This is a genomic window from Brevibacillus ruminantium (assembly GCF_023746555.1).
GTDB classification, from domain to species: domain Bacteria; phylum Bacillota; class Bacilli; order Brevibacillales; family Brevibacillaceae; genus Brevibacillus; species Brevibacillus ruminantium.
This window is the reverse complement of the sequence record NZ_CP098755.1, coordinates 1,037,671-1,064,625: the sequence shown is the minus strand read 5'-3', so window position 1 is coordinate 1,064,625 and position 26,955 is coordinate 1,037,671. Positions and strand designations below refer to the sequence as shown.

General features: G+C 53.1%; 25 protein-coding genes. 8 read left to right on the top strand and 17 right to left on the bottom strand.

Features of this window, described 5'->3' with window-relative positions; all coding sequences use genetic code 11:
* Positions 1-67: 67 nt before the first annotated feature.
* The 4 genes from ald to NDK47_RS05150 all read right to left on the bottom strand — a co-directional run bounded on the left by ald (position 68) and on the right by NDK47_RS05150 (position 3,325).
* A complete protein-coding gene (ald, locus tag NDK47_RS05165; RefSeq protein WP_251873797.1) occupies positions 68-1,192 on the bottom strand; it encodes an alanine dehydrogenase in 1,125 nt (374 codons plus the stop codon).
* Positions 1,193-1,320: 128 nt separating this feature from the next.
* Positions 1,321-2,556, bottom strand: coding sequence for a PucR family transcriptional regulator (locus tag NDK47_RS05160; protein WP_251873796.1), 1,236 nt, complete (start codon positions 2,554-2,556; stop codon positions 1,321-1,323).
* Between the two features lie 124 nt (positions 2,557-2,680).
* Entirely contained in the window at positions 2,681-3,034 is a 354-nt protein-coding gene (locus NDK47_RS05155) for a response regulator (RefSeq protein WP_251873795.1), read from the bottom strand.
* Between the two features lie 129 nt (positions 3,035-3,163).
* The gene (locus tag NDK47_RS05150; protein WP_251873794.1) at positions 3,164-3,325 is read right to left on the bottom strand and encodes a hypothetical protein; all 162 of its coding nucleotides are present in this window, start codon (positions 3,323-3,325) and stop codon (positions 3,164-3,166) included.
* A gap of 281 nt (positions 3,326-3,606) precedes the next feature.
* Here NDK47_RS05150 and NDK47_RS05145 point away from each other — a divergent pair, with 281 nt between their 5' ends.
* Both NDK47_RS05145 and NDK47_RS05140 read left to right on the top strand, forming a co-directional pair.
* A complete protein-coding gene (locus tag NDK47_RS05145; protein WP_251873793.1) occupies positions 3,607-4,599 on the top strand; it encodes a BMP family ABC transporter substrate-binding protein in 993 nt (330 codons plus the stop codon).
* A 20-nt stretch (positions 4,600-4,619) separates the two neighbouring features.
* Positions 4,620-6,440, top strand: a complete 1,821-nt coding sequence (locus NDK47_RS05140) for a sensor histidine kinase (protein WP_251875999.1) — start codon at positions 4,620-4,622, stop codon at positions 6,438-6,440.
* On the opposite strand, the gene NDK47_RS05135 is transcribed toward NDK47_RS05140, so the two are convergent.
* Positions 6,434-7,210 carry an alpha/beta hydrolase family protein gene (locus tag NDK47_RS05135; protein ID WP_251875997.1) on the bottom strand — a complete coding sequence of 259 codons (777 nt, stop codon included), beginning with the start codon at positions 7,208-7,210 and terminating at the stop codon, positions 6,434-6,436. The two genes, NDK47_RS05140 and NDK47_RS05135, sit on opposite strands and share 7 nt — an antisense overlap.
* Before the next feature lie 43 nt (positions 7,211-7,253).
* On the bottom strand, positions 7,254-8,135 hold the full coding sequence (locus tag NDK47_RS05130; protein WP_251873792.1) for a LysR family transcriptional regulator: 882 nt from the start codon (positions 8,133-8,135) through the stop codon (positions 7,254-7,256).
* 112 nt (positions 8,136-8,247) lie between these two features.
* On the opposite strand from NDK47_RS05130, the gene NDK47_RS05125 reads away from it, so the two are divergent.
* On the top strand, positions 8,248-8,667 hold the full coding sequence (locus NDK47_RS05125) for a rhodanese-like domain-containing protein (RefSeq protein ID WP_251873791.1): 420 nt from the start codon (positions 8,248-8,250) through the stop codon (positions 8,665-8,667).
* 208 nt (positions 8,668-8,875) lie between these two features.
* Here the strand turns inward: NDK47_RS05125 and NDK47_RS05120 are convergent, their stop codons facing one another.
* The 5 genes from NDK47_RS05120 to NDK47_RS05100 form a co-directional block, all read right to left on the bottom strand.
* Positions 8,876-9,289 (bottom strand): S1 RNA-binding domain-containing protein, encoded by a 414-nt coding sequence (locus tag NDK47_RS05120; RefSeq protein WP_251873790.1) that lies wholly within the window; start codon positions 9,287-9,289, stop codon positions 8,876-8,878.
* Between the two features lie 236 nt (positions 9,290-9,525).
* Positions 9,526-10,023 carry a VanZ family protein gene (locus tag NDK47_RS05115; protein ID WP_251873789.1) on the bottom strand — a complete coding sequence of 166 codons (498 nt, stop codon included), beginning with the start codon at positions 10,021-10,023 and terminating at the stop codon, positions 9,526-9,528.
* 151 nt (positions 10,024-10,174) lie between these two features.
* Positions 10,175-11,449: a group II intron reverse transcriptase/maturase gene (ltrA, locus tag NDK47_RS05110; protein ID WP_251871740.1), complete on the bottom strand. Its 1,275-nt coding sequence runs from the start codon at positions 11,447-11,449 to the stop codon at positions 10,175-10,177.
* Positions 11,450-12,028: 579 nt separating this feature from the next.
* Entirely contained in the window at positions 12,029-15,277 is a 3,249-nt protein-coding gene (locus NDK47_RS05105) for an efflux RND transporter permease subunit (protein WP_251873788.1), read from the bottom strand.
* Entirely contained in the window at positions 15,270-16,511 is a 1,242-nt protein-coding gene (locus NDK47_RS05100) for an efflux RND transporter periplasmic adaptor subunit (RefSeq protein WP_251873787.1), read from the bottom strand. Before NDK47_RS05100 ends, NDK47_RS05105 begins: the two co-directional genes overlap by 8 nt.
* A gap of 421 nt (positions 16,512-16,932) precedes the next feature.
* Between NDK47_RS05100 and NDK47_RS05095 the strand changes: the two genes are divergently transcribed.
* The gene (locus tag NDK47_RS05095) at positions 16,933-17,625 is read left to right on the top strand and encodes a CoA transferase subunit A (RefSeq protein WP_251873786.1); all 693 of its coding nucleotides are present in this window, start codon (positions 16,933-16,935) and stop codon (positions 17,623-17,625) included.
* Positions 17,626-17,668: 43 nt separating this feature from the next.
* Positions 17,669-18,325, top strand: coding sequence for a CoA transferase subunit B (locus tag NDK47_RS05090; RefSeq protein ID WP_251873785.1), 657 nt, complete (start codon positions 17,669-17,671; stop codon positions 18,323-18,325).
* Positions 18,326-18,732: 407 nt separating this feature from the next.
* On the opposite strand, the gene NDK47_RS27790 is transcribed toward NDK47_RS05090, so the two are convergent.
* Positions 18,733-18,801 carry a putative holin-like toxin gene (locus NDK47_RS27790; RefSeq protein WP_407653429.1) on the bottom strand — a complete coding sequence of 23 codons (69 nt, stop codon included), beginning with the start codon at positions 18,799-18,801 and terminating at the stop codon, positions 18,733-18,735.
* 241 nt (positions 18,802-19,042) lie between these two features.
* Here NDK47_RS27790 and NDK47_RS05085 point away from each other — a divergent pair, with 241 nt between their 5' ends.
* Complete coding sequence (locus tag NDK47_RS05085) at positions 19,043-19,753, top strand: alpha/beta hydrolase (protein ID WP_251873784.1); 711 nt, start codon at positions 19,043-19,045, stop codon at positions 19,751-19,753.
* Here the strand turns inward: NDK47_RS05085 and NDK47_RS05080 are convergent.
* Positions 19,682-20,926, bottom strand: coding sequence for an MFS transporter (locus NDK47_RS05080; protein ID WP_251873783.1), 1,245 nt, complete (start codon positions 20,924-20,926; stop codon positions 19,682-19,684). The two genes, NDK47_RS05085 and NDK47_RS05080, sit on opposite strands and share 72 nt — an antisense overlap.
* A gap of 119 nt (positions 20,927-21,045) precedes the next feature.
* Here NDK47_RS05080 and NDK47_RS05075 point away from each other — a divergent pair, with 119 nt between their 5' ends.
* Positions 21,046-21,930, top strand: coding sequence for a LysR family transcriptional regulator (locus tag NDK47_RS05075; protein WP_251873782.1), 885 nt, complete (start codon positions 21,046-21,048; stop codon positions 21,928-21,930).
* A gap of 102 nt (positions 21,931-22,032) precedes the next feature.
* Complete coding sequence (locus NDK47_RS05070; protein WP_251873781.1) at positions 22,033-22,656, top strand: LysE family translocator; 624 nt, start codon at positions 22,033-22,035, stop codon at positions 22,654-22,656.
* Positions 22,657-22,799: 143 nt separating this feature from the next.
* On the opposite strand, the gene purU is transcribed toward NDK47_RS05070, so the two are convergent.
* From purU to adhP, 4 genes are all read right to left on the bottom strand, one after another.
* A complete protein-coding gene (gene purU / locus NDK47_RS05065) occupies positions 22,800-23,699 on the bottom strand; it encodes a formyltetrahydrofolate deformylase (RefSeq protein ID WP_251873780.1) in 900 nt (299 codons plus the stop codon).
* A gap of 138 nt (positions 23,700-23,837) precedes the next feature.
* Entirely contained in the window at positions 23,838-24,197 is a 360-nt protein-coding gene (locus NDK47_RS05060; RefSeq protein WP_251873779.1) for a DUF779 domain-containing protein, read from the bottom strand.
* Between the two features lie 39 nt (positions 24,198-24,236).
* Positions 24,237-25,757, bottom strand: coding sequence for an aldehyde dehydrogenase (adh, locus tag NDK47_RS05055; RefSeq protein ID WP_251873778.1), 1,521 nt, complete (start codon positions 25,755-25,757; stop codon positions 24,237-24,239).
* Positions 25,758-25,810: 53 nt separating this feature from the next.
* Positions 25,811-26,824, bottom strand: a complete 1,014-nt coding sequence (gene adhP, locus NDK47_RS05050; RefSeq protein WP_251873777.1) for an alcohol dehydrogenase AdhP — start codon at positions 26,822-26,824, stop codon at positions 25,811-25,813.
* Positions 26,825-26,955: the final 131 nt, after the last annotated feature.

Genomic DNA, 26,955 nt, shown 5'->3' with positions numbered 1-26,955 from the left:
GCCCCGATTCAGCAGGGCAGGCAGTTGATCTGTAAATGTATGATTGTCGACTTTACAAAAGAATGGCTTAGTTTTTCACCATCAAAACTTCATCGAGTGCCACATAGGGCAGGTTATGTGCTTCCGCCACTGCCTTGTACGTCACTTTTCCATCAATGACGTTTACGCCTTTGGACAACGGACGGTTATCCAGGATCGCTTGACGGTAGCCTTTATTGGCCAGTTGAACCGCATATGGTACGGTTACGTTTGTCAAGGCCAGCGTAGACGTGCGGGCAACTGCCCCCGGCATATTGGCCACGGAGTAGTGGATGACCCCGTGTCTTTCATAGGTCGGATTGTCATGGGTAGAGATGCGGTCACAGGTCTCGATCGAACCGCCTTGGTCGATGGCTACGTCGACGATGACGGAACCTGGAGCCATGGTTTTGACCATGTCTTCGGTAACCAGACGCGGCGCGCGAGCACCCGGGATCAATACTGCGCCAACCAGAAGGTCTGCTTTTTTCACGGCATTTGCAATGTTAAAGGAGTTGGACATCAATGTTTGCACACGGCCCTGGAACAGGTCATCCAGTTGACGAAGGCGATCAGCGTTTACATCAATGATGGTGACATTGGCACCGAGGCCCACTGCCATTTTCGCTGCGTTGGTACCGACGATTCCGCCGCCGATGACCACCACTTCACCTTTTGGCACACCAGGAACGCCGCCGAGGAGTACGCCTTTTCCGCCGTATGGCTTTTCCAGAAACTGTGCGCCGATTTGTACGGACATGCGTCCTGCGACTTCTGACATTGGCATCAGAAGCGGCAATGCGCCGTTGTCCAATTGAATCGTTTCGTATGCGATGGCAACCACTTTCTTCTCAACCAGCGCACGAGTCAATTCCGGCTCAGGGGCGAGGTGGAGATACGTGAACAGGATTTGTCCTTCACGGAAAAAGCCATATTCATTTGGAAGCGGTTCCTTTACTTTCATCACCATGTCGGCTGCCCATGCTTCTGCTGCGGTAGCGACGATTTCGGCACCTACTGCCGTGTAATCTTCATTGGTGAAACCGCTGCCAAGACCTGCGCTGTTTTCGATCCGGACAGAATGTCCATTTTGCACCAGTGCCGCTACACCTGCTGGTGTGATGGCTACGCGATTTTCATTGTTCTTAATCTCTTTGGGAATCCCTACAATCATTGTATAAGTCCTCCTTTTGCAAATGCCAAATAACGAGATTATCTTCATTGTACAGCGATTTTAGACTGACTTTCCTTGGGGATTCCCTTAATCTTGCCTTCCTACTATTTGTGAAAATCCACAAAGAACTAGCGTTCGTCATTTAGTTTATCCAGCTTCAACTCGAGATAAAGAGCCACCCGTTGATTCATATCTTCCAGATCGACCTGCATGATTTCCTCAATTCGCTTGAGTCGATAGCTGAGTGTATTGATATGGATGTGCAGCCGATTGGCAGTTACGTTTACTTTTCCGGCCGTATCCAGATAGGCTTCCAGCGTTTCGGTCATCGCTGTTTGATTTTCTGCATCATAGCGCTTTAGCCTTGCCAATCTCTCATTTTCGTAACCCTGTTCCTCATCCCACTGTTTCAGCTTGATCAGGTAGCGGTAGATTCCCAGTTCGTGAAATCCGTGCAAGCCCTCAGTCTCGCGCGGAAACAGCCGCTTGATCTTGAGTGCATGCAGTGCCTCTTGGTAGCTTTTCACAATGTCGGCATACGCCTTGTAGCTGCGTCCGTAACCGGCTGTGACCGGGCCCTGCCGTTCATGTGATTCCAGCTTGCCAAGCGAATCGGCGAGAAACTGCTCCATCTTTCGTCCCAGCAGCTCCTCCTGCTTTTTGCCTGTTCCTGTATGGCCGACCAACAGGATGATTTGGTTGCCATCCACAACCCAAAGCATCTTGTCCCGCATCAGCAGCGGATAGAGGTACTGCTCCAGTCTCGTCCCGGCAGCCTCCATCACACAGATCAGATACGGTGCATACAGCTGCATTTGCAGACTCTCTGCTTTTTGACGGATCAGGGTATCGCTTGAGTGATTGCCCAACAACAGCTCCCATAAAAACTCTTTTCGCCGTTGTTCCTCCGCCTTGCGCTTTCCCTGCCTCTGAATCAGACGGGAAACAGCAGCGCGTGCCGCCTGGCGCAAGATTTCATCATCCGCTTCGGTAATGGGGCGGTTCACCTCAATCGCCCAGATGTAGCCGAGTACATCATTTCCCTTGCGGATGGCGATCGCTACTCGCTTGCCCAGCCCAACCTCATCCTTGGCAGGAATATGAACCGGCTCCTCTTTTGTCAGCAATTCCTGAAAAACGCCATCCTTCCACAGCCGGGTCAGCACCTTTTCGGGCACCCGCCGACTCATGATCGTCGACGATCGGGCCTGGTCGGTACTTTCGCTGTGTGAGCTGTAGGCGATCAGCTTGTGGTCGGAGTCCTCGATGGTAATCGGGTTCTGCAAAAGCTCCCCAATCACGTCGGCCAGTTCATCAATATCCGCATGCTGATAGTTTTGAAAAAAGTTCAGTTGATTGGACACAGCTCCACCCTCTTATCACTCGTGTGAGGCTATTCCTCTATTATACCGGAAAGACGCCCATGCTTCATAAAAAGCAAATAAAAAAGAGCCGCCTTTTTCCGTCGAAGGCAGCTTCTAGCTCTCCTCACACCAGTCGTGAAATTGCGTCCAGAATTTGTTCCTTTTGAAAGGGTTTGACCACGAAATCCCGTGCGCCGTGTTTCATCGCTTCCAACACCTTTTGCCGGTGGCCGATCGCCGAACAGATCAGAACCTTGGCCTCCTCGTCAATCGCAAGTATCTCGCGCATCGCATCAATCCCCTGCATTTCGGGCATGGTGATGTCCATCGTGACGATGTCGGGCCGCAGTTCCTTGTATCTTTCGATGGCCTCCCGTCCTGTCGTTGCCTCTCCGCATACCTCATGTTTTCCGGCAACCATGTCGGCCAGCATTCTCCTCATAAACGCCGCATCGTCTACAATCAACAAACGGGCCACGTAGTTTCCCCCCTGAACAGTTTCACATTCACCCTTTAACTCTTACAGAAAACGTGAAACTTGTCCACGAGAGAATATCTGTTATTTTGTCGAAACGACAGTTTGCCTGCTTTTGCTGTTTGGCCGGCTCTATTCCTCGAGAAAGCCAATGGATGGAGCAGGCTTTTCCGTGTGGACTGCAGGACTATCCGGTTTGGGGTGAGGGGTTGTTTCCCCGATTTCGGGCAGCTCCACCTGCCTGATCTCATCCGGGATATTGATGGGAGGAATTTCAATCAGATCTTTTTCCACCGTTCCACCTCCTGATTTTGACATCGGGGTTATCTTGCCCCGACTCTGGTGCGCCCATTCTTTTTCCAGACGAATCAGGACGCTCTCTGGCCATCTTGGGCGGTTGTCGAAAACTTGAGTGACCTGCATGCAAGGGCAGCCGTTTTCCCTTTGTGACTTTCTGCTTTATAATAGAGCCTGCACCGTAGTCACATCGGCCTCCTCTTTTTTTGGAGGGAGGATTTTGTCTTATTTTGTAGAAATTTGTTCAATTACGCTAAGTTGTTCGAGAGGAGACCGTCATGCCCAAGCTCCAACCGTTTCCTGTCTTGTTTGCATGCCTCGTCGTCGCTCTGCTCGTTTTGAATACGAGCCAGTTTCTTACCAGCATGCAGCATCTGCAACAGATGGAAGAAACGGATATGCCCGTGCGTCAATTGCGCATCGTTCTGATGCTGGAAGGGCCTACCTATGACCAGGGATGGAACAGCAGCGCTTTGGAGAGCTTGCTGGATTTGCAAAAAAAATACGGGTTCTCACTGGAAGTGGCCAGCAATATTAATCCGAACCAAATTACCAGTGTTGCCAAGGATTTCGCCTCTAGCGGATACGACTTGATCTTTGGCCACGGCGTCATTTTCTCCCATCCCTTTTCCGAGATCGCTCCGTACTACCCGGAGACGCGATTTGTCTCCTTTAATGGCGAAGCCCCTCATATCAACCAGACCACCATACGATACGACATGTATCCTGCGGGATATCTCGTAGGACGGTTGGCCGCACATATGTCCCGCTCAAGAAAGGTCGGCTACATTATCGCAGACAAGCCCACAGAATACGATCAGTTGAACGGTTTTACCAAAGGGGTCAAGGATACTTCACCAAAGATTGAGGTCTTGGTGGGAAAGGTCCAAGACTTCAATGACATCAAAGGCGCCACGGAGGCTGCGAAGGAAATCATCTCCAAAGGGGTGGACGTGTTGTACACGACGGGGGACAGCCTGAATCTGCCGGTCATTACCGAAGCCCAGAGAGCGGATGTCTATGCGATCGGCTACATCGCCGACCAGCGCTATATCGCACCCAATCACGTTCTCGCGTCCATGATTCAGGACGTGCAGCAATGCTACCGAATGATCCTGTCCGAATTTATTGCAGGGTCCTTGCCTTCTGGTACCGTGACCTACGGACTAAAAGAAGGAGTAAACCGCCTGAGTTCTTATGGCCCCATGGTACCACAGGAAGTGCGCGAAGCTTTAGCACGGGATTTGAACCGTCTAATCAACCATCGTTAAATATTTGGAGGATAGAAATGATGTCTCCGTTTCGCAGCCTTGGCTTTCAGAAGAAAATCATGCTCAGCTATCTGGTCATGATGCTGCTTATCGGTTGTGTCACCACGTTATTCAGCTTTCAGATGACCAAGGTAACTGCCGATGAGATGCACTTGACGCAAAACGTACTGCCGCAGGCCAGCGCCCTGTTGGATGTGAAAAACCAGCTCTACCTGAAAACCTTTGCGCTGAATATGTACACCTTGACGCGGGAAGCTACTTTTCTGGATCAGTACTATACCAATCTGATCAACACGAGTCGTTTTTCCAACATTCCCAATACAGATGAAAACAGTGAATTGTTGACCGTGATCGAATTGATCCGTCAGCTTGATTTCATCTTTCTCAACAAAATCAATCCGTTGCTGCAGGCCAATAATGTAACGGCTGTCAGCTATGTGCTGGAAAACGATGTCCAGCCCCGCATCAAACAACTGGAACGTCACTTGAATTACTCGCTCAATCAGCTCGAATACCAAACCAACAAGGAATTCCAGCGAACCAACGACTCGCTGAAGGTCTCGTTGATCCTGACCTACAGTGTCTCCGTCGCTTCGATCCTGTTCGGGCTTTTTTGCACCTTCTATTTCCGCAAAGAGCTGCTGCGGCCGATTCAGTCGCTAATCCTTCAGGTTCGCGAGGTCTCGAAAGGTACCTTTGGACAGCAGATTATCTACAATACAAAAGATGAATTTCATGAGCTGGCGGTAGAATTCAACAAAATGTCGACCAACATTGCCCAGCTCTTTCAGCAGGATCAGGCACAGCGACTGGTGCTGGAAGAAGAGAAAAATGTGCGGGAGCAGATTCTGAACTCTCTGCCTGTCGGCGTCATTACCCGTCACTTTCACTCTGAATGGGTACACATTAACCAAAAGGCCAAAGAGTTGGTCCGGTTTGATGACTGCAACTTTCCGGTCACCAAAGAACCTGATCTGTGGGTCGGCCGTCCCGGGGAACAAACGCCGTGGTTTGAAAACAGGAAAATCACGCTCTATCGGGAGGATGGCAGCAGCTTTATCGCCCTCGTATCCTATGTACCGCTGCGCAATCAGTACGATCAGGAAGCAGGCTGGATGGTCGCTTTCTCCGATATCACCGAGCAAGAGCGCGTGCAGGAGTATTTGCACCAATCGGAAAAATTGGCGATGGTCGGACAACTGGCAGCAGGTGCGGCACACGAGATCCGAAATCCGCTGACTGTCATTTACGGGTTTATCCAGTTGCTTGAGCAGCGGCTCCCAGAAGAAGAGAAGGACCGCCACTATCTCCCCTTGATTCTGGTGGAGATCGAGCGGGTCAACCGGATTGTGACCGAGCTGTTGATGCTCTCCAAGCCTTCCGAGCCCAACTACCGGGAAACCTCGCTCTCAGAAGTGCTCGACTCGATTCTGCCCTTGATGAAGGGAGAAGCGGCCCTGCATGGAATCGAGATTCTCGATCTTTCAGATAAAAACACCAAGCTGGAAGTAGACGTCGAGCAGCTCAAGCAAATCATGCTCAACCTGATGAAAAACAGTATCGAGGCGATGGGAGACGGGGGAGAGCTGCAGATTCAGAGCGAAGTCGTGGATTCATCGGTACGCATTCATGTTCGCGACAGCGGAAGCGGTATCCCGTCTGAGCATCTGGTGAAAATCTTTGATCCTTTCTTCTCGTTGAAAGAGGATGGAACGGGTCTGGGCTTGCCGATCTCCCGCCGGATGGTAGAGAACCACGGCGGAAGTATGCAGATCTTCAGCCAGCTTGGCGAAGGGACCGAAATCGTGATCACACTGCCCCTCCGTCCACAGCGTCACTGATCGGAGTGGACGGCATCCAGCCACTCAAACATCTGTCTGGTGTATCTCTCCATCTCCGCCCCTTTGAACAAGTGGCTGGCTCCCTCGGCCAGCCACAGCTCATAAGGCTTGCCGGCTGCCTGCAGGGCGTCCGCAAGACGTCTCGCGTGTTCCACTCCTACATTTTCATCCTCGCTACCGTGAATGATCAGTACCGGGCAACGCACCTCTGCTGCGCGGAACACGGGAGACCGCTCTTTGTACGCATCCTCCTGTTTTCGCGGGTGCCCGACGACGCGGCGGAGCATTCTCCGCAAATCCACTCGTTCTTCATAGGTCAGAAACAGATCGCTGACGCCTCCCCAGACGACGGCTGAATGCAGGCCCTCACATTCGATCGCAGCCAGCAGCGCCATGATCCCCCCTCGCGAAAAACCGTAGACACTGATTCGCCTTCTGTCCACAAAAGAAAGGGAACGAAGCAGCTCGTAGGCAGCAAAGACATCATGGCGGTCGGCGCCGCCAAATTCATCTCGGCCCTCGCCCCCTTCATTGCCGCGATAGTGGGGAGCGAGCACGACATAGCCAAACGCCGCCATTTGGCTGATCCGCTCCGGGCGTACTTTTCCTACACCCTTGATGCCCCCGCGGCAGTACAACAGGGCAGGCAGGCGGTCATCCTGGGCCATCGCTTCCGGTACGGCAAGCGCCGCTTTGACCAGCAGGCCCTGGCTTTCGTAGCTGACTGTGTACAGGCGGATACCCGGTTCCACAGACGGCTCTGCGACCATCTCCAAAAAAGGCTCCACATCATTGCTGATTGCTTTCACCTGATCACTCCCCTTCAGCTTTGGCGACCTGCCCGATCAAATGCTGCAGAGGCCGCGACAGCAATTTCTTTTTGTGATGAACGAGCTGGATGAAAAACGGCTGCCTGGTTCCCGCAAACGGCACTGCGGACAACATCCCTCCTGCCACTTCCCTGCCGACTGCCATTCGCGGAAGCAAGGCCACGCCCAAACCGCAGCGTACGCATTGCTTGATCGCCTCCGGGTTGCTGAACTGGCAGGCAATCCGGTACGCGGTGCCGGTATCCTTGAGCATGTCCACCAACATGCCCCGATACGTACAGCCTTCTTCCGTCACGATCAGTGACTCCCCCTCCAGATCATGGACAGCAACCGTCTTCATTATGCTCAGGCGGTGTTCGGGGGGCGTGACGACAACCAGTTCTTCCTCGCGAATCACATGTGCGATCAGCTCGGCATCGGTGCACAACCGATCGAAGATGAATCCGGCGTCGAGGAGGCCATCTTTGAGCTGCTGCATGATTCCTGCTTCGTTCCCTGTCTGCAGGACGAGCTCCACGCCGGGAAACGACTGCCGAAACGTTTGGATGTGGCCTGGGAGGAAATAGGCTGCAAGCGTATCGATCGTGCCGATCGAGAGCGGCCCGCTCGACTGTCTACCCACGACATCCTTAGATTCCCCATAGAGCCGAATCATCTCCAGGGCATAAGGCAAAAGGGCTTCCCCTGCTTGCGTCAGCCTCAGCTTCCTGCCGAACCGCTCAAACAGCGGAGCCCCGTAAGACTGCTCCAGCTTCTGCATCTGCGCCGTCACACTGGGTTGGGCGTATCCAAGCGCTTCCCCCGCGCGGGTAAAGCTGCCTGAACGGGCCACTTCGCAAAACGTCTGCAGATAGACCAGCTCCATTGCATGACCTCCCATCGAAATTTGTGATGCTTTTCATCCAAATGTATAGATAACAATAATACCAAATTCCATGATAAGCTACGATCATCCCAAGCGACAAGGAGGATGTCCCATGTCTCACGTACTCTCTATTTCTGCCGCTCCGCCCGAAACGGCCGAGCGCCACTTTCTCGCCAAGCTGTCAGTGGAAACCGATGTCTCCGACGTCTGGAACGACCTGCAAAACGAGGTGAACGGCTTCCAGTTGGTCGATGTGCGCAGTGAAAAAGCTTTTCAGGAATGCCATCTTCCAGGCGCAGTCTCTCTCCCCCATCCGTCTATTTCCGCCGACACGACTTCTACTCTGGATCGGGCAAAAGTCATTGTCGTCTACTGCTGGAGCCCTGCCTGCAACGGGGCGGCCAAAGGGGCAGCCAAGCTGGCGGCGCTCGGGTATCGTGTCAAGGAGATGCTGGGCGGCATAGAATATTGGCGACGGGAAGGCCATCCGGTAGAAGGAATCCTGGCCGAAAACGCTCCTTTGATTGGCTAGGATCGCAAGGAAAAACCTTCCCTATGCGGAAGGTCTTTTCCTTGCCTGATCACGATTGTGGTACGTCTGTCCTGTCAGGGAGGAAAGTGACCGAATGGTTGGCAGCTGATCGCCCTTCTTTCGGGACATTTCAAGCGGATGGGTCCGAGAAGCATAAGAAAAAGAACGGGAAATATCCCGTCCTTTTCACGTTGCATTATGGCAAGGCTTAGTAGCCGCGTTTTGCATTCTTTTTGTTAATGGTAGCGAGGTTCTCTTCGCTGTGCTTCAGCCATTTTTTCAATTTGTCCTCGAAGGAAGCCCCGCTGTCTCTTTTTGAGTTGCCCCCGCGGTCTCCTCCACGATATCCACCGCCACGACGCTCTTCACGTTCTGGACGCTCCGGCGCAGGTAGTGCGGCGCGAACAGAAAGCGAGATCTTGCCTGCATCATCAATGGAGAGGACCTTTACTTTGACTTGATCCCCTACGGAAAAGTGTTCGTTGATATCCTTTACAAAACCGTTCGCAACTTGGGAAATGTGGACTAACCCCTGCTCGGTTTCGCTGACTGCTACGAACATCCCAAACGGTTTAATCGCTGTCACTTTTCCCTCGATGATGCTTCCCACTTGTACTGCCATTCAGTTTGCACTCCTTTTATTATTTCCCAAAAATGGTGAGAACCTCTACCAGAAGCCTCATTACATTAGTATAGCAGAGTTAATCGATGGCTGAAAAGCCTATTCTTTCTTGGTAAGTTCTATCGGCGCATTCCTGATCTCGTTTTCACTCAATCGAGCCTGCTACCTCCTTCTTTGTATTCTCACAACCCTCAAAATAGAACTCATTTTAGGATGGATAAGGGGTTCCTATTTTATCACTTTGATTTTTTTGATTTCCAGCGTATCCCTGCTGCGATTACCAGCAGCATCGTAACTATGCCCGTGCCGTCGAGTACGACATCGGCAACCTGCCCGGTGCGATCCGGGGTAAACGTCTGATGCCACTCATCCAAAACAGCCAGGGTCAAGCTGAGAAACCCGCTCCAGGGCAACGCGGATTGTGCGGTCAATCTTTGTCGCAGCACCCTGTACCACGCTGCCGTCAACAGAGCAAATACGGTAAAATGTGTGCCTTTGCGCAGAAAAAACTCGATCATTCCGGCTGCTCCGGTGTTGTCGATACTGACCTCTGATTTTCCATACCGAAAAGAAAAGTCCTTCCACTGTTCGGAAACCGCATTTTCGTCGACGTATTGGGAAATCGGCCCCCGTAAATCCTGCTGTGAGTATGGCTGCGAGGACGAGATATACAAGCCCGCTATGATCGCAATCAGCAGGATGATTTCGCCCACCCGTTTCAGTCTTCCCACCATGCTCCTCCTTGCTCCGCTATCTTTTTCTGTCCTCTCTCAATCATAGCAAAAATCAGATTGCGGGGGAAAAGCTAGTAAGAGTCCGATAAAATCGAGTAGGAGGGGGCGGCTAGCCCCCGACCTCTCACACCACCTAGCATGCGGTTCCGCACTAGGCGGTTCGCCAACCTTGACGAATTTCGAAATATCTTTGGGTTAAACTCTTAAGTCCTTGGGATTGCCAGAAGGCGTTTCCAAGGACTTTGTGTATGTGAGGAGTTTCCGAGGTGCGCCATGCGCCTTTACGCGTAGACGCAATTTCGAGGGCTTGTCTATGTGTCAGTCCCAGTTTCCGAAGTTCGCGGTAACGAGTTCGAACCCGTTTCCATTGGTGCCACAGGCAGAGCCGCAGTCGGCGTCTTACCCATGACTCCAGCTCTCTAAGCGGCGATGGGGTTTCAATCAGTGCGTAATAGCCTATCCACCCCATCAGATATTGATTTAGTCGCTGAATCCGTTCCTCCATGGATATACTCCATGTTGGTTTTGTCAGCGCGCGAATCTTATCCTTGACCCGCTTGAGTGATTTCGGAGAGATACGAATTCTCGCCTCTTTCTGCGCCGTGAAGCTGAATCCTAGAAACTTGCGTTTCCATGGCCTCTCCACTGCACTTTTCTCCCTGTTTACCTTGAGTTTTAATTTCCCCTCCAAGTATCGCTCGATACTAGCTTTTACCCGTTCTCCGGCACGTTTTGTTTTCACGTAGATGTTACAGTCATCTGCAAAACGACTGAAGTGCAGTCCTCTGCGCTCCAGTTCCTTATCCAGGTCATCCAGTATAATGTTGGACAGTAATGGGCTAAGTGGGCCGCCTTGTGGAGTACCTTCCTCTGTGTGGCTCACAATCCCGCCTTCCATTACGCCTGACTTCAGGTATTTGCGAATCAGTTTCAGAACCCTCTTGTCCTTTACCTTCCTCGCAACACGGCTCATGAGGATGTCATGGTTCACACGATCAAAGAATTTCTCCAGATCGATGTCCACTACGATTCGGTATCCTTCGCGGATATATCTTTGCGCTTGACGCACCCCATCGTGTCCTCGTTTTCCCGGTCGGAAGCCAAAGCTATTTGGTGAGAAACACGGATCGAAGATCGGTGTCAATACTTGAAGAATGGCTTGTTGGAGCATTCGATCCAGCACGGTAGGTATACCTAGTAGTCTCACTCCTCCATCGGGTTTCGGGATTTCGACCCTTCGGACAGGAGCAGGCTTGTAGGTGCCGTCCAGCAGTTGCTGGTGAATCTTTTCCCAATGTTCGACGATATAGGCTCGGAGGTGTTCGGTTGAAACCCCATCAATGCCTGCCGCCCCACCGTTGGACTCCACTTTCTTTAGGGCTTCCAAGAGATTCTTCCGTTCCAGGATTTGCTCCAACAATTCCACTTGATACTTCTCCCTTCGCAGGACGAGATTCAGGTCTTGCCGGTCGACGCTCTGCCCTCTTCGGTGCCCTCGGGGCTTCACCCCTACTTTCCCGAAGTAGTTCCTTTCGGAATTCTGCTTTCTACGCATCGAATGTCTCGAAAGATTCTGGTTCGTCCTTGAGTTGACGTTCGGCCCTTCCACTTTCCGGCGTCCCGTACTCGTGTACTACGGCGTCTGCTGACTCCTGTGCGTTCAGCGGAACCTCACGGCTCCGGTTACCATCGTCAGATGGCCCACACACAGGCCTCCCCAGGTAAGAACGCCATCTTTCTGCTCATATACCCACCCAAGTTTACTAGAGCAGTCCTTGGCGGCTTAGGACTTCGCCTTGTCTTGCAGGCTCATCCGACTGCCCTAGCCTCAAATTGGGTTCGTGTACCTTGGGTCGAGCATTTGCCTCCAGCTTCCTTCAGATCCCACCTCGCGATGGGCACCCTTGCTCTTGGCTAACGGTAGGCGCTCGCCAGCCCCCGTTCGGGACTTTCACCCTATAGATGGACGCCCATGCTGGGCGCACAAGAAAAAAAGATGCCCCCTTTACAGGTTGGCATCTTTCGCTGAACTCGTCAAAGGTAAAAAGTCTTCCTCAGAAAGCGGCTTCGTACGTCCAGCGTCCAGTTGATCGCCTTGCTGTCCAGCCGTTTTTTCTTCCCTGCTTGCACGCCCTCTTTTGAACTGAAGGCGATCCATGCGACGGACCTTTTCATTTTCCCACCAGCTCCGGAGCTGTTTGCGGAGCATCGGCATGGTCAACGACTGGCTGTGCAGACGGCGATACTCCGAACCGCTGTACATGGCCGGAAGCAGAACGAGGACAGCATAGCTGGCCAAAAGCACTCCGATCAGCAAGGCAGCGAAGAGGGGCCCGTGAAGATCATCACCGCTTCCCCAGCCGAGACCAAATGGCAGGGCGGCCAGCAAGACAGCACCAAACATGATCAAGAGGACAGGTACGCTTTTGGACGCTGCCAACCGGATGTCGTCCAGGACGTTTTCTCCCGCATCCTGTGTCCGATGCAATCTGTCCAGGAACAACAGCGATTGCTGCAACGTAAGTGCCGCGGTGGCAGCGATGCCGTAAAAGCCCATCACATTGAGCGGGCGGTCAAACAATAATAATCCGCTCATGACGCCGCCAGAGAGCACGGGCAACAGAGACAGCGCAATAAGACTGTCGCGCAACCTCCGCAATAGCAAGGTGCCCGCCGCAAGAACGGTCGCCACAACGCCCGCTGCGGCAATCATCCGCCCCGCTGTATCCTTTTTATTCGTTTCCTCCAATTCTTCTTTTTCCAACTGAGTGGCACTCAGGATGCGGTATCCTTCCGGTATAGGCATACTCGCTTCAACGTTCAGCGGTATCGAAAAAGCCAGCCCCTCTATCCAGCTTGGATCGGAAACCGCACTGCTTATCAGAATGACATAATCGCCATCCACCCTTTGATACACAGACGGCTCATCCTCGATGGACCAATCAGCCAAATCCTGCAGCCGGACGGCACCAGCCGGTGTCCGAATCAGGATGTTCTTTACCTGATCCGCGTATTCCATCCAGTTCTCCGGAAAACGGGCATTGATCGGGACCCTCGTGTTATTCCAGGAGATGCTTCCGGCGGCTTGTTTCCCCAGGTAGCCTTCCAACTGACGTCTGATCTCCCCCTCTGACACCCGATAGTGGGCCAGCATCTCCTGTTTGGGCTTGATGGCAATGTGCGTCCCCGTGTTGCCGGAGCCGATGCGCTCGTCCGAAATGATTCTGTTGCCATCCCGATCAGTCCACCTCAATCCGCGTATAAAGGTAACGACCTCATCCGCAATCCCTCTGGCAGTATGAAGAGACGGACCCTTTACGGTGATTTCCATCCGGGTTTTCTGGTCATCGGAGACGACCATAGCGAAAGGATCGGTGTAAGCAATGACACGCAGACTTTTTTCCAGCTCTTTTTCTAAATCGAGACGGCTTCGGGTCCATTCATCCTTTTCCACAAGCTGAAGGTGAAAAGTGAGATTTTCCCGGGATGCCACCGTATAGACATCGCGAATTTCTGCCAATTCGAGCAAGCGCCCCTCTGCCACCTTGGCTGCCTGTATCGCCTGGTCCAGACTGCTGCCCTGGACCATCGCCAGGGACAGCGTTTTCTGTCCCGCATCTGTTTTGTTATAGTCCTCCACGATAACAAACTTGTTGAGGAGAACAACCGCCAGCAAAGAGGCTGTCAGGGCAACGCCATACGGCAAGAATCCTTTGCGGACTGCGTTCTCCCAGCGCGAGATCAGATAGTTTGACCACTTGCCCGCCGCACGATTGGCTGGACGCGCCATGCCTTCAGGAATCCACGTGGCAGTCAGAACGGGGACGATGAACCCGTAGACACCAGCCATTACGACTGTGCCGATCAGGGATATAGGCAGCACGTCTTGCAGCAAGGACAGGTCAGAAGCTTTGAGCCAATCTGCAGACATGATCCCCATCATGCCGGCAAATAGAATGACGATCCCCAGCAAAATCGGCTTGGTTAACTCACGGGCAATCAACAGACTGCCTTCCTGAGAGAGCGTGCTTTCCTCCCCCAGACGCAGAAAAAGGGTAACGCCTGCGCCCGCAAACAGCAAAGCAAACATCGCTACCGGTCCAAGTGACGTAAGCGTAAGCGGGATAGCAGCGACCCACATTCCGCCCAGCAAGGCCCCTACGGCCAAGAGGAGCGTTAACAGGGAGAGAACACCTGCCGTAGCGCTGCGGAGCGTAATGCCTACGGCCAACGAGGCGACAACGGCGAGGAGGATCACCATCCAGCTTGTATCCCGAAGCGCGGCCGATAAAATCCCTGCATGGTCCTCAACCTGATCAATCTGGTATCTGCCGGCTGAAGCCTGATTCAGTTCCGCGACCGCTTTCTGGACCTGGGCACGAACAGTGGGTATTTGAACGCCTTCTGCTGCGTAGACAGTGATACCCACGGCTGGCGCCCCTTTATAGACCTGCACGGTCTCCCCTTTGCTTCCCCGCAGATCGCGGATGTCCGCTAAATGCTTCAACGGCACATAGCCTTTATCTGTAGAAATCAGCTGGTTGCCGAGTTCCTGTGGACTCGTCCACTCATTGCCCCAGCGGAAGTGAGTCTGGTCGACTCCCTTCCCAATCGTCCCCATCTGCTCCTGAGAACCCTTTCCCTGGAGTTGACCAAGCACATCACCGGGAGTCAGGCTGTACGTCTGGAGCATCGTGGGCCGAAAAATGAGCTCTATTTCTTCCCGGACACTGGAGTCATCTATCAGCACACGGGAAACGCCGGGAATCGCCCCGACTTTTTCGGATACGTCACCACGGGCAAGCTCCGCGATGGTCTGCAAATCGGCGCCGTGTACCAGATAATAGCCAATCCGGTCATCCGCGAGATTGGACTGCATGAGCTTCCAGTCGCTGACAGGCAAAGAAGCCGTCACGTCTTTCAGTTTCTGTTCGAGCTTCTCTCGGTCATCCCCAAACAGCTTTGCTTTTGTCCTGATTGTGATCGATGCGGAGCTAGCCTGGGAGCGAGTCGATATTTTGGGAGCCAGTCCTGTCGCGCGGATCGCTTCCTCGACGGGGCGGGCCACCTGCTCGTCTATCATTTCGGCACTCATGCCCGGCGCGCTCAAACGAACGGTATACTCCGGCAAAACGCGATCTGGAAACAATCGGATTTCCATGCGAAGGGCAGCACCCAGAGTCAGCAAGATGCATACCACGGCCAACAGCTTGGCAAGCACGGGCCATGTCGAGGCAAATGTACGATTATTCATCAGCTACCTTCACCACCTCGCCAGCCACCACATAGGATAGGCCGGAGGAAACGATCTCATCGCCCGGCTCTACTCCTTCCAGGACTTCGTAAAAGGTTCCATACAGGTTGCCGACTGTGACAGGCTCTTTTCGCAAGGTATTGTCCACGATTTTCATCACGTAGTACGATTCCTCGGCAATCCCGACACTTGAGACCGGTACAAACAGCGAGTTGTTTGTCTTCACCTCATAAACGCACGTCACAGTCATCCCGCCGCGCCAGTGATCCGTCTGTTCCTGAATCATAACCTCCACCGGATAGGTGCCAGTAGCCGGGTCCAGAACCGGAGCCACAAAAGTGACAACTCCCTCTGCTTCGGTTCCGTCCGCTGCCCTGACCGTTACCTTTTTCCCCGTCTGCCAGCTTCCGATCTGACCGCTGTCCACCTGCAGATTGACCAGCCACCCCGACGTATCGACCAGACGGAACACCTCTCGGCCCGGCCCCGTCTGCTCCGACTCCGTCTGTGAGATGGCGGCGATGACCCCGGAAAAAGGAGCTTTCAATACTGCATCGGAAGCATCCTGACGCGCACGGGTCAACTGCACATTGGCTTGCTGCACTGCGGCATTGGCCGCTTCCACTTCCAGTTTGTCCGCGCCCTGCTTCAGCTTGTCGTAGCGAATCTGCTGTTCCTGCAACTGAATACCCGCCTGCTTGTCGGCAAGCGCCTGGCGATCCAGCTCATCTTTGGAAATCGCCCCGTTGTTGTACAAAATCTGGGCCTGGGCATGCTCCGCCGAAGCCTTTTCCGCGTTCTGTCTGGCTTTTTCCACCTGCAGCCGCTGTGTTTCCATCTCGTGCTGCTGGGGACCTTGCAGCGTCTGGTCACGGCGAATGCTGGCACTGGCAACCTGCCCTTGCGCTGCCGAGACCTCCTGCTGAAAGACAGACGCATCAAGCGCAGCCAATACCTGGCCTTGCTTGACCACACTCCCCTTTTGCACCAAAATCTGCGAGATTTGTCCCGAACGTCCAAACGAGAGCGAAAGCTCCTTTTTGGGAGAGACGACACCGGAAATTTCCTGCTTCAGCGCCTCTTCCCCGGACTCAACGGTATAGGCTTTCACCGTCTTTACTTTGATATCCGTATCCACTTCTTCCATTCGTTTTAATTGCTGAACACTCTCATCCAGCCTCTCGCATCCAGAAAGGAGCAAAGCTGCCAGCGAGAGCCCTATCCATTTCTTCATTCCATCAGCTCCTGCTCAAAACTCTTTTTTTCCAAAAATGAACATAGAATGGCAAAATATATTTTACAGAAAGATCAATTTATTTGTAACACTTTTCTGTCACTTTTTATTTTTCTTTAGTTTCTGCCTGACTTCCAAAGTTTCTAGGTAAGAAAACTGTCACTCGTTTGTAACTCTTCCTGTTATGATAATAAAAAAGTGGTAATCCTTACACAACTCCAATCCAGTCATCTTTTGCGCATGAGATCATCCGCTTTTTGACAGCGCTTTCAGTTGCCTGTTTTGTGAAAGACGTCCGCTCCGCTCCGGAGAACGAACCCTTTGGGCGTTTTTCCTTCCTCGCAGTCCTGCCTTTTTCCCTGATGCGGGAAGACAGCAGTGACTGTCATTGCTCAAATTTTATATGGTGGGAGTGAGCTTCATGGCAAAAATCTACACGTCCTATGCGGACATCGTGGCTGACATCCACGACGGAGCCACCCTGTTGGTCGGCGGTTTTGGTCTGGTCGGGATTCCCGAAAACCTGATCATCGCACTGCGTGACAAGGGTGTGAAGGGCTTGACTGTCGTCTCCAACAACTGTGGAGTAGACGATTGGGGATTGGGGCTTCTGCTCCAGGAAAAGCAAATCAAAAAAATGGTTTCCTCCTACGTCGGAGAGAACAAAGAATTCGAACGCCAATTCCTGTCGGGCGAGCTGGAGGTTGAGCTTACCCCGCAAGGTACGCTGGCTGAACGCATCCGTGCAGGCGGTGCTGGCATCCCTGCCTTCTATACGCCGGCTGGCGTGGGCACACCCGTAGCGGAAGGCAGAGAGATACGTGACTTTGGCGGCAAGGAATACTTGCTGGAATACGGCATCACTGGCGACTTTGCTTTGATCAAGGCGTGGAAAGCGGACAAAATGGGAAATCTCGTCTTCCGGAAGACAGCGCGCAATTTCAACCCGATGATGGCAGCGGCCGGCAAAATCACCATCGTGGAGGTAGAGGAGATTGTGGAAACAGGGGAACTGGACTCTGACCAAATCCACACCCCGAGCATTTATGTGCAGCGCCTGATTCAGGCCCCGTCTTTTGAAAAACGGATCGAACGGAAAACCGTCAAAAAGTAATCCGACAGTACTTCATTCAGTATGAAAGAAGGAGGACAATGCTATGTCCCTTACGCGTGAACAGATTGCTATGCGCGCCGCCCAGGAATTGCAGGACGGCTTTTATGTAAATTTGGGCATTGGTATGCCGACTTTGGTCGCCAACTACATTCCAGAGGGGATGACCGTCGTGCTGCAGTCGGAGAACGGTCTGCTCGGCATCGGTCCCTACCCTGCCGAGGATGAAGTGGATCCTGACCTGATCAATGCCGGAAAAGAAACGGTTACCGCCATCCCCGGCGCTGCCTACTTCTCCAGCGCTGAATCCTTTGCCATGATCCGCGGCGGCCACATCGACCTGGCGATCCTCGGTGCGATGGAAGTCTCCGCTGCCGGCGACCTCGCCAACTGGATGATCCCCGGCAAAATGGTCAAAGGCATGGGCGGTGCGATGGACCTGGTGCATGGCGCGAAAAAAATCGTCGTCATCATGGATCACGTCAACAAGCACGGCGAGCCCAAAATCCTGAACCAATGCGCTTTGCCGCTGACTGGCAAAGGCGTGGTCAACCGGATTATTACGGACCGCGCTGTACTGGACGTGACAGCCGAGGGTCTGGTTCTGGTTGAAGTGGCAGAAGGCTTTACCGCCGAAGATATCCAGGCCTGCACAGAGCCGAAACTGCTGATCTCCAGCGATTTGAAAACCATTCGTGTGTAAATTTAGCCATAGAAAAACTGCACCTCCAACTGTTGAATATGTCCAACAATTGGGGTGCAGTTCAATTCTTGCGGTTTTTTTGCAGTCTATCGGGTAGAGTGTACGTAAACCCAAAACACATTCCGATCTCAGAATTCAGGTCTTTTCAAAAGTTTTGATACATGTAGATTGAACGTAAAACGTTGAACATGTTATAGTAGATGTACAATTAGTGGTTTGCTAAGTGCTACACTTAGCTTACAATATTCGTATCATAACGTATAAGGATTTTTTCTAATGGAATCGGATATAAATAAAACCGTAGGTGTTCCCGCACCTACGGTTGATTCAATAGACGTTCCCATAAGGGATCGGCTCAATAGTGTTACAGCGAAAAGACCGCCTGGCCTCGCAAGCTCAAGGGCGGTCTATTTCTTTTTGAGGTAAGTCAACAAAGCGAGGATGAACATGCCAAACATGAACATGAGCTTAAACATCACCCCCTCGCTGTAAGGCGTGAGAGAGTGAGCCGCCCACCCTTGAGTGAGCCCGTCCTATTGAATTAACTTGATTTTACGCGAACAGAAAGGAAAAGACAATGTAGCTATCAATGAGAACGGCCAACACAGAGGCCTCGCAGAAAGCTTGGAGCGACTCCGAAAACCATGTACACTAAAGAGAAAGTCGTGTCTTTGCGGCCGCCCGGCTCGGCTGCTGATTTGGAAAGGAGCATCCCCGATGAAACCGACTGTCGGCTGTCTTGTCCTGCATGGATTTGCCGGTACTACCCAAGATGTTCTCCCGCTCGCCCTGGCCTTGCAAAAAGAAGGCTTTCCCGTTGAATGTCCCACCCTGGAAGGTCACGGGTTGGGGCGCAAGGGCTTGACTTCGAGCACGCGGCTTGACTGGCTGCGTTCTGCTGATGAAGGCTACAAACGCCTTTCCATGCGCGCTGATGAGATTATCGTCATCGGCTTTTCCATGGGCGGTCTGCTCGCCGTCCACCTCGTAAACCGCTATCCGGCCCGTCTTTTAATAACAGTCAATACCCCTTTTGCCTACTGGGATATAAAGCAGGCCGCAGGCAATTTGCGGTCCGATTTTCCCGTCCATTCCCGCCGCTATCTCAATAGTCTTGTCAAGATTCCGGTTCGCAGCATGCTGCAATTCCGCAGGCTGCTGGCAGAGACGAAGCCTCTTTTGTCCGGGGTGTCCCTCCCCTACGTGCTTTTGCAGTCCCGCCTTGACGATACTGTACAGTCTCGCAGTGCCGAGCTTTTGGCAGGCAGTGTGGCAGCATCCGCTGAGCCGCAGATTCATTGGTTCGATCATTCGGGTCACATGATTTTTCACGACGCGGATCGCGATGAAGCGATTTCATGCATCCTGGCTGCCGTGCGCCGTCACGCCTCGTTTCCCGAGCCAGCCAAATGTAACGAGGAGGAGTGAAAAACTGATCCCTGCATACATGAACGGAAGGCCTATCCCCTCTTCCAGCCAAAAAGCGAGTAGCGGCCCCAGCGCGGCTCCCAAATCCGTCATGACGGAGTAGACCATCATCGTGGAGGAGCGGTTGCTCATCCGGGCTGCCTCATCTGCAGCCAGCGTGTCCATTACGGTGGTCAAGATCGTCGCCGAAAACTGGATGCCCAGAAGTACCAATAAAAATAGGGAAAGCGGCAAGCTGATAGCGGCGCTGCCAAAGAGAACAGACGCTGCCAGCATGGCCATCACGAACAGCCGCCTTCGCCCATAGCGATCAGACAGCCGCCCAAACCAAGGGGCCGCCCACGGCTCCCAAAGCCAACGAACACCCTGCACCACTCCCGCAAGCACCGCTGCCCCGACCACAAGCCCGCTCACCAGGATCGTCGGGTGAAAATACTCGATCAACCGGCTTAGGGAAGCGGTAAACATGCCTTGAAAACACATCGCGACAAACAATCCGGTCAGCATGGTAACGGCCATGCTCTTTTTCCAATGAAAAGGCGAGACCGCTTCCCGGCCAGTCCTATTAGGCGCAGTCCCAAATGATGGCCGGATGAACAGCACAGGGAAAAAAGCGAGCAGGGAGGCAACTGCAAAGACCAGGGAAGCCACCGTAATACCGCCCCACGCCGCCAGAATCGCGCCTCCAACCATTCCGACCAAACTGCCCAAGCGATACAATCCATTGTACAAGCCCATCAAATGCCCTCTGTTTCCATCATCGGAAACCTCTACAATCAAAGAGTAGGCCCCCAGCCGCAAAAACGTCCAGGCCAGTCCCCACAACCCCCGCATAATAAGCCAGAGCCAAAATCCCTGAAGAGAATAGGCCGCTGTGCTGACAACGGCCAACACCACGGCTAGCAGCAAACCCGAACGGCCGCCGGAGTGCTCATACCATTTGCTTACCAGCGGATTCAGCGGCACCCTGATAAACCGATTGATCGACAACAGTACTCCCACTTGCCACAGCGAATCCAGACCAGCTTCCTGCCAATACAAAGGCAGCACGACGTACAGCATCGAGTCCCCCATCATGCAAAGAGCCGTCACCATCGCCAGCATGATGACCTCGGTCTTGCCTCTGGGTGCGTGCATTTTTCTCTGCTTCGACATATGCTCCATCCGTTTCATCCCGTTCCCCTTTGCAAACCCGATTGTTTTTCTCTTAGACTACGAAGTATGATTAATAAAATCCAATACATATTTGTGGCCCATTTATAAAAAAAATTGATGATTTGGAGGAACAGGAGATGAATCTTCATGCTCTGCGTATCTTTGTCGAAGTTGCTGCACATGGCAGTGTGACGGCGGCAGCTTCCTCGCTCTCCATCAGTCAACCGGCTGTGACCGCACAGATACGCAAGCTGGAGGGAGAGCTGGGAAGCAGACTTTTCGCCGCGAAAGGAAGGGGAATCGCTTTGACTCCAGAAGGCCAATTTCTGTTTGCAAAGGCCCGGCGTATTTTTGAGTGGGAAAAGGAGCTGGAAAAAGAGTGGAAGGAGCTGCAGGCAGGCAGACTGGGCAAACTGCGGTTGGTCTCTACCTATGTGCCCTCGCTGTATCTCGTCCCCGGCTGGCTGGCCGTATTCAAAAAACGCTACCCCCAGGTACAGGTAGAAATTTTCACGAGAAATTCGGAGCAGTCGGTCTATCATCTCCTGCACAATCAAGCAGATGTGGCCGTGATCACCAACGAGTCCTGGGACGATTTGCCGATCAAAAGAGAGTATGTGGCAGATGTTCCGTATTGGTTTATCGTGCCTGGAGATCATCCGTTGGCTGGACAGGAGGTGCCCTTGAAAGTACTGATGCGGGAGCCGTTCATCCTGCGCGAAAAAGGAAGCTCTACGCGAGAGAAATTGTTTTCCCTGTGCGAGGAGAACAACGTTCCGCTGCCAACTGTAGGATTGCAATACCACGGATTGGTGGAGGCGGTCCAATCCGTCAAAGCGGGATACGGCGCGATGCTGGTCCCGGAACCGGCCGTCAGCGATTTGGTGAAGCGCGGTGAAGTGGGGCGTGTCCGCGTCACGGGTATCGAAATCAGACGGCCCATCTACATGTGCACCCGATTGGAGGACAGCCAGCCAAAGCCTGTGGCCGCCCGCTTTCTCGATCTTGTGTTTGGTCGCTAAAAAACGGTTATTCGACCTTTCAGAAAATATAGATAAGAGCTCCCGCGTCGTGTTATGATATCGCCATCAGATCATACGTCATATCTTCTGCGGGAGGCTCCCATGACAAATGTTTCCTTATTTATTCTGATGTCCGTCTTGCTGATTATCCTACCTGGGCCGGATACCGGGCTCGCGACGCAAAACACGCTGGCTGCGGGCAAACAGGGCGGTTTAAAAACAGTTCTCGGCAGTGCCGCCGGGCTCATGATCCATACTCTGGCCGTCACCCTCGGTTTGTCCTCGATTCTGGTCAAGTCGGCTTTTCTGTTCTCCATCTTCAAATACGTGGGTGCGCTTTACCTGATCTACCTGGGGATTTCGGCCCTGTGGTCGATGCGGAAAAATCCAGCGTCAATCGGGGAAGAGCTGCCTGCCGGCTACAAGCATAAATCTCACTTTTTGCAAGGCTTTCTGACCAATCTGTTGAATCCCAAGGTCGCTGTCTTTTTCCTGACGTTTCTCCCGCAATTCGTCAAGCCGGGAGGGTCGGCATTTTGGCAGCTGCTCACCATGGGCCTGATCTATACAGTCCTGACCGTCATCTGGTTTTTCTTCTACGTTCACTTTATCAACCTGATTCGGGCCTGGATGAAGAAGCCGTCTACCCAACGGGTCATCCAAGGCATGACCGGGATTGCGCTTCTAGGCTTCGGGGTGAAGCTGGCTTTGGAGAAGCAGCCGTAGGCACTGGTTTTTGGTGATGGTTTTTGGTGATGTGGAACTGATCTGGATCAAATTTGCGGAGATTTGCAAGTCGTATTGACCTGAAAAGCAGAAAACCCCTGACTCCTACGACGGAGCCGGGGGTTTTCATATGGTGGTCCTGCCTACGGAAAGACAATTGTCTTATTCCCATAAACAAGCACGCGATCCTCCAGATGCCAGCCGACGGCGCGTGCCAGTACCGTCCGCTCTACCTGACGGCCCAGCTGCTTGAGCGTCTCGACATCCTCCTGATGGGTCACACGCTGTACATCCTGCTCGATGATCGGTCCTGCGTCCAGCTCCTCTGTGACATAGTGGGCCGTCGCACCGATCAGCTTGACGCCGCGCTGATAGGCCTGCTCATAGGGCTTGGCCCCGACGAAAGCGGGCAGGAACGAGTGATGGATGTTGATGATTTGCATCGGGTACACCTGTAAAAAGCGTGGAGACAGGATTTGCATGTAGCGCGCCAAAACCAACAGATCCACGTTGTCCGGCACGGCTGCCAGCTGCGCTTCTTCCGCTTCTGCCTTGCGATCCTTGACCACCGGGATATGACGATACGGGATGCCAAAAGACTCGACCGTTTCTTTCATGTCGGGGTGGTTGCTGATCACGACTTCAATATCGGCATGCAGGGCTCCCGACTTCCAGAGCCACAGCAGTTCGAGCAAACAGTGGTCTTCCTTGGATACAAAGATCGCCATCTTTTTGCGGCGATTGGCTTCCACGAGCGACCATTCCATGGCATAGCTCTCGGCAACCGGACGGAAGGATTCCTTGATGGACTCATAACGCTCAGCCAGATTTACCACGTCAAACTCGATCCGCATGAAAAAACGGCCCGTTTCCGGGTCTGTCGTGTACTGGTCGGATTGAACAATATTGGCCCCCTGCTCAAACAGGAAATGGGACACGGCGGCGACGATTCCGGCACGGTCGGGACAGGAAATCAGCATACGCGCCCGATCCTTGTTTTTCTGCCGGTACGCCAGCCATTCTCTCTCTGACAAAAGATGCATGGTTCTACTCCTCCAACTTTTGCAATCAATGTTTTTGCCATTATACCATGTTCATCTTTTCTGCTCCGAGCGAACTTTTTTTATTGAAAAGGCTCCGGTTCCCCCTTTTTCCCGGGGTTCCCAGAGCCTTTCTGCTTTCTATGGATGGTCTGTGCTGTTTTCCGCATCGGCAAAGCAGCGCGAACGCGTGAGGAATCTTACGCCATGCGGAGCTTCCAGAGAAAACCCGCTGCCCCTTCCCTTCACCACATCAATGATCAACTGGGTATGCTTCCAGTATTCATACTGAGCCGCACCGATGTAAAATGGGCATCCGCCGATCTCTCCGAGCAGGACATCCTGCTCCCCTACCCGGAATTCTCCTCTCGGGTAGCACATCGGGGCGCTTCCGTCACAGCATCCCCCTGATTGATGAAACATGAGCGGGCCATGCTGCTCCGTCAGCTTCTCAATCCAGTCCAATGTTTCCTTTGTAGCCACTACCTTCGGAACCGTCATTACGCCACCCGCCTCTGCTGTTTTTCCTGTCTGTTCGACTCAGAAAAAACCCAGTGCTTTCGGGCTGTAGCTGACCAGCAAATTCTTCGTCTGCTGATAGTGGTTCAGCATCATTTTATGGGTTTCCCGTCCAATCCCCGACTGTTTGTACCCGCCAAAGGCCGCATGGGCCGGATACGCATGGTAACAGTTCGTCCAGACACGGCCCGCTTGAATACTCCGCCCGATTCTGTAGGCTTTGTTGATGTCACGCGTCCATACGCCCGCCCCCAGACCGTACAGGGTGTCGTTGGCGATGGCAAGCGCCTCATCATAGTTAGCAAAAGAGGTCACAGAAACAACCGGTCCGAAAATTTCCTCCTGGAAGATGCGCATGTTGTTGTTCCCGGCGAAAATCGTCGGTTTCACATAGTAGCCTTCTGCCAGATCGCCTGGCAGCAGATTTCTCTCCCCGCCGGTCAGCACTTCAGCCCCCTCCTGTTTGCCGATATCGATGTAGGAAAGGATTTTCTCCAGCTGATCGCTGGAGGCCTGTGCGCCGATCATCGTCTCGGTATCCAGCGGATTGCCCTGTTTAATTTTATTTGTCCGCTCAACGGCTCTCTCCAGGAACTCACCATAAAAGCTTTGTTGAATCAAAGCACGGGACGGGCATGTGCACACCTCTCCCTGATTAAGCGCGAAGAGAGTAAATCCTTCCAGCGCCTTGTCCGCAAAATCGTCCTGCTGAGCAAACACATCCTGAAAAAAGATATTGGGAGACTTGCCGCCCAGCTCCAGCGTCACCGGAATGATATTTTCCGAGGCATACTGCATGATTAGGCGGCCTGTCGTGGTTTCACCCGTAAAAGCGATCTTGGCGATTCGTTTGTTGGAAGCCAGCGGTTTTCCCGCTTCAATGCCAAAACCGTTGACGACATTGACCACACCCGGCGGGATCAGATCGCCGATCAGCTCCATCAGCACCATGATGCTTGCGGGCGTCTGCTCGGCTGGCTTCAGGACGACGCAATTCCCCGCCGCCAGTGCTGGTGCCAGCTTCCACGTCGCCATCAGCAGCGGGAAGTTCCACGGAATAATTTGCCCCACTACGCCCAGAGGCTCATGGAAATGGTAAGCGACCGTATCATCGTCCACCTGGCTGAGGCTGCCTTCCTGTGCCCGAATCACGCCGGCAAAATAACGGAAATGATCGATGGCAAGCGGCAGATCAGCATTCAGGGTTTCGCGGATCGGTTTGCCGTTATCCCAGGTCTCCGCTACTGCCAGCATCTCCAGATTTTCTTCCATCCGGTCTGCGATTCGGTTTAAGATCAAGGACCGCTCTGCTGCTGAAGTCCTCCCCCATGCGTCTTTTGCAGCGTGGGCGGCGTCCAGCGCTTTTTCAATATCCTCTGCTCGGGAACGGGCAACTTCGCAAAACACCTTTCCATTCACCGGCGAAACATTTTCAAAATACTCCTCATGCACCGGCGATACCCACTCACCTCCGATATAGTTTTCATAGCGGGTCCGAAACGTCACTTTGCTGCCGGATTGCCCTGGTTGTGCATAGATCAAATGAATGCCCCCTCTCACCAATCTACCGAGATCATATTATTGACTGAGGAATATTATTCCATCGTAAGAACGACCCGCCCGTTAATTTGACCTTTCACCATGCGGTCAAACACTTCGTTGATCTTATCCAGCGGCTGTGTCTCGATAATCGCGCGGACTTTCCCCCGCGCTGCGAAATCCAGCGCCTCCTGCATATCCTTCCGCGTACCGACGATTGAGCCTTTGACCGATACCCCGTTCAGCACGGTATCAAAGATCGGAATAGGCAGCTCGTCATTGGGCAGACCCACCACGACGACAGAGCCGCCGCGGCGAACGGAACGGTAGGCCTGTTCAAAGGCTTTTTTGGTCACAGCCACGCTGATCGCTGCATGAGCGCCTCCGATGTTATCCGTAATAAACGAGACCGGATCGACTTTCGCGCCATTTACTGTCAGATCCGCGCCCAGCTCTTTGGCCAGTGTCAGCTTTTCGTCGTGGATGTCTACCGCGGCCACATTGTAGCCCATTGCTTTGGCGTATTGCAGAGCGAGATGGCCCAACCCTCCAATGCCGTAGATCACTACCCACTCGCCCGGCTTCACATTTGCCACCTTCAACGCTTTGTACGTCGTGACACCCGCGCACAAGATCGGAGCAGCGTCCACATCGCTGATGCCATCGGGAATTTTGGCAACGTAAGCAGCCGGCGCCTTGCAATACTCGGCATAGCCGCCATCCACCGAATATCCGCCGTTCTGCTGCTTTTGGCACAGCGTTTCCCAACCGGTCAGGCAGTACTCACATTCGCCGCAGGCGGAATAGAGCCAGGGAACGCCGACCCGATCTCCTACCTTGAGCGAGGTGACCCCGTCGCCTACCTTTTCAATGGTGCCTACACCCTCGTGGCCGGGGATAAGGGGAAGCTTCGGTTTTACCGGCCAATCCCCGTGCGCCGCATGCAGGTCCGTGTGACATACCCCACAGGCTTTAATCCGGACCAGGACCTCTCCGGGACCGATTTCGGGAATAGGAACCTCTTTCAACTCCAGCTTTTCTTGAAATTGATTCACCACTGCTGCTTTCATGCCAATTCCTCCTTTATCGTGTGAGTGAGACTCTCCTCACCTTTCTTTTGTTAGCAAAACACATGCCAATTCGAAATAATGGTAATATTCAGGTAAATTAGGGCGTTCCGCGTTGTCCTGGGCCAAAAAAA

Bases quoted from the DNA above. Each gene is read 5' to 3' on its own strand.
- ald (WP_251873797.1), bottom strand. From the start codon at position 1,192: ATGATTGTAGGGATTCCCAAAGAGATTAAGAACAATGAAAATCGCGTA.
- NDK47_RS05145 (WP_251873793.1), top strand. From the start codon at position 3,607: ATGCCCAAGCTCCAACCGTTTCCTGTCTTGTTTGCATGCCTCGTCGTC.
- NDK47_RS05140 (WP_251875999.1), top strand. From the start codon at position 4,620: ATGTCTCCGTTTCGCAGCCTTGGCTTTCAGAAGAAAATCATGCTCAGC.
- NDK47_RS05135 (WP_251875997.1), bottom strand. From the start codon at position 7,210: ATGGTCGCAGAGCCGTCTGTGGAACCGGGTATCCGCCTGTACACAGTC.
- NDK47_RS05130 (WP_251873792.1), bottom strand. From the start codon at position 8,135: ATGGAGCTGGTCTATCTGCAGACGTTTTGCGAAGTGGCCCGTTCAGGC.
- NDK47_RS05125 (WP_251873791.1), top strand. From the start codon at position 8,248: ATGTCTCACGTACTCTCTATTTCTGCCGCTCCGCCCGAAACGGCCGAG.
- NDK47_RS05120 (WP_251873790.1), bottom strand. From the start codon at position 9,289: ATGGCAGTACAAGTGGGAAGCATCATCGAGGGAAAAGTGACAGCGATT.
- NDK47_RS05115 (WP_251873789.1), bottom strand. From the start codon at position 10,023: ATGGTGGGAAGACTGAAACGGGTGGGCGAAATCATCCTGCTGATTGCG.
- NDK47_RS05105 (WP_251873788.1), bottom strand. From the start codon at position 15,277: ATGAATAATCGTACATTTGCCTCGACATGGCCCGTGCTTGCCAAGCTG.
- NDK47_RS05100 (WP_251873787.1), bottom strand. From the start codon at position 16,511: ATGAAGAAATGGATAGGGCTCTCGCTGGCAGCTTTGCTCCTTTCTGGA.
- NDK47_RS05095 (WP_251873786.1), top strand. From the start codon at position 16,933: ATGGCAAAAATCTACACGTCCTATGCGGACATCGTGGCTGACATCCAC.
- NDK47_RS05090 (WP_251873785.1), top strand. From the start codon at position 17,669: ATGTCCCTTACGCGTGAACAGATTGCTATGCGCGCCGCCCAGGAATTG.
- NDK47_RS05085 (WP_251873784.1), top strand. From the start codon at position 19,043: ATGAAACCGACTGTCGGCTGTCTTGTCCTGCATGGATTTGCCGGTACT.
- NDK47_RS05080 (WP_251873783.1), bottom strand. From the start codon at position 20,926: ATGAAACGGATGGAGCATATGTCGAAGCAGAGAAAAATGCACGCACCC.
- NDK47_RS05075 (WP_251873782.1), top strand. From the start codon at position 21,046: ATGAATCTTCATGCTCTGCGTATCTTTGTCGAAGTTGCTGCACATGGC.
- NDK47_RS05070 (WP_251873781.1), top strand. From the start codon at position 22,033: ATGACAAATGTTTCCTTATTTATTCTGATGTCCGTCTTGCTGATTATC.
- purU (WP_251873780.1), bottom strand. From the start codon at position 23,699: ATGCATCTTTTGTCAGAGAGAGAATGGCTGGCGTACCGGCAGAAAAAC.
- NDK47_RS05060 (WP_251873779.1), bottom strand. From the start codon at position 24,197: ATGACGGTTCCGAAGGTAGTGGCTACAAAGGAAACATTGGACTGGATT.
- adhP (WP_251873777.1), bottom strand. From the start codon at position 26,824: ATGAAAGCAGCAGTGGTGAATCAATTTCAAGAAAAGCTGGAGTTGAAA.